At 61.2% G+C, this 2151-nt stretch carries 2 protein-coding genes; both read right to left on the bottom strand.

The genetic code is table 11. The features are described 5' to 3' along the window. Nucleotides 1-27: 27 nt before the first annotated feature. Nucleotides 28-969 (bottom strand): branched-chain amino acid transaminase, encoded by a 942-nt coding sequence (locus IRZ31_RS21275; RefSeq protein WP_112434287.1) that lies wholly within the window; start codon nucleotides 967-969, stop codon nucleotides 28-30. Between the two features lie 209 nt (nucleotides 970-1178). Continuing rightward, nucleotides 1179-2072: an arginase gene (gene rocF / locus IRZ31_RS21270; RefSeq protein ID WP_297157751.1), complete on the bottom strand. Its 894-nt coding sequence runs from the start codon at nucleotides 2070-2072 to the stop codon at nucleotides 1179-1181. Nucleotides 2073-2151 lie beyond the last annotated feature (79 nt).

The raw sequence follows: 2151 nt of genomic DNA, 5'->3' as shown, positions 1-2151 counted from the left end.
TGTCGCTGATCCCAGAGGGAGATGGTTCTAGCTGGCGCTGGCGGGGACGCTGCTGTAAACAGGTGTGCACCAGCGCGCTCGATACTCCGGGCGCTTGCCGCGCACAACCTCGAAGTAGAGGTCCTGAAGCGCCTTGCTGATGGGGCCAATCTGGCCGCTGCCGACAGGACGGTGATCTACCTCTACCACGGGGGCGATCTGGGCGCCCGTGCCGCAGAGGAAGATCTCTTCGGCGTTGTACAGCTCGGTGCGGTCGATGCTGCGCTCGCGCGTGATGCGTCCTAGCTCGCGGCGGGCCAGCTCCATTACGGTGTCGCGGGTAATCCCGAGCAGGATGTTTTCGGTGGGGGCTGGCGTGACCAGTTCACCGTTGAGCACCAAAAAGATGTTTTCGGCGCTGCCTTCGGAGACGTGGCCCTCGTGGGTGAGCATGATGGCCTCATCATAGCCATTCTGCAGGGCCTCGCTTTTGGCCAGCGCTGAGTTGACATACGCGCCGCAAACTTTGGCCCGCGCGGGGATAGCGTTGTCGTCGATCCGCCGCCAGCTTGAGACACAGCAGCGCAGGCCAGTAGTGGCCACGTAGTCACCGAACGGTTCCGTGGTGATCAGGAAGCTATCGCTGATGCCATGCAGACGCACGCCGATCGTTTGATCGTTCTTGTAGGCGACGGGCCGGATGTAGATGTCCTGACGCTGGTTGTTGCGCCGTACCAGCTCGACCGTGATCTCTAGCAGTTGCTCAACGGTGTAGGGCAGACTGATTTGCAGCGTTTTGCAAGAGCGTAGCAGGCGCTCGTAGTGCTCGCGGGCCCGGAAGAGATAGAGCTGCTGATCCTGTTCATTCCAGTAGCCGCGGATACCTTCAAAGCAGCCAGTGCCATAGGCAAAGCCATGCGTACGCACGGAGATCACCCCGCGTTCGACGGGGATGAACTCACCGTTCATGAAGAGTTCCTGGGCTTCCATCGCTGTTGTGGCAGAAAGCTCCGTTGCCCTCTGCCTTCCCTCCTTCTTCAGAATAAGCTCTTGCTTGGTTCTCTGTGACCTGCTCAGCCCGGCCTGGCGCAGCGCAGGTTCGCTCGCCGGGCTGCTGAAGCGAGCCGGCCCGCGTCTGGAAAGAAGAATGGACCAGGCCGGCGCGGCAAACCGGCAGGTTGCCAGTGGGCTGGCGCTGGCTAGAGAATAGTTTTTCCCAGCGCGGAGAGCACCAGCCCGACGGCGAGCGAGGCGGTTGCATTCTCGCGGTCCAGGATCGGGTTGACCTCGACCACATCTATGGAACAGATCTGACCGCAGGCGGCAAGCAGCTCCATTGAGAGATGGGCCTCGCGGTAGCTGAGGCCACCGCGCACCGGAGTTCCTACACCGGGCGCCTCGCTGGGATCAAGGGCGTCCAGATCGAGGCTCAGGTGGATACGTCTGCCATTATGCCCGGCTACGGCGATAGCTTCTTCCATGATGGCTGAGATGCCGCGGCGGTCGATGTCGGTCATCGTAAAGACATGGATGCGATTGGCGCGCAGCAGTTCGCGCTCACCGGGATCGAGGTCGCGCACGCCGACGATGGCAATGTTCTGCGGGTTGACTTTGGGAACGCGGCCAGCCAGGCGGACGAGGCGCTCGTGACCCAGGCCGGCCAGGGCGGCCAGCACCATGCCGTGGATATTGCCAGAGGGCGTCGTCTCTGGCGTATTGAAGTCGCCGTGGGCATCGATCCAGATAACACCAATATCGCCGTAGAAGCTGGAAACGCCCGTAATGGAGCCAAGGGCGATACTGTGGTCTCCGCCCAGAACGAGCGGCAGATCACCCGCTTGCAGCGCCTCGCTGACGGCTGCTGCCAGCTCTTCGGCAACCTGAATAATCGGCTCCAGGTATTTGACATGTGGATCGCCGGCTGGCTGGTTTTCAGGAAGGGGGACGTGCAGATTACCGATGTCTTTAACGCTGTGGCCGAGTGCACGGAGTTTCTCGTGAAGGCCAGCATAGCGGATAGCACTCACCCCGATATCCACGCCGCGTCGGTCTGCCCCCAGATCCATCGGCACGCCAATCACACGAATCTGCATCTGTTCGCTTACCCTCCTGTTCGCCGTTGAACAGTGTGATCTTTTCCCTTCCATTATAGTCCTGGGCCAGGACCTTGTC

Origin of the sequence: Thermogemmatispora sp. (assembly GCF_019683635.1) — a bacterium.
In the GTDB taxonomy this organism is placed as follows: Bacteria; Chloroflexota; Ktedonobacteria; order Ktedonobacterales; family Ktedonobacteraceae; genus Thermogemmatispora.
This window is presented reverse-complemented; position numbering and strand designations above follow the sequence as displayed.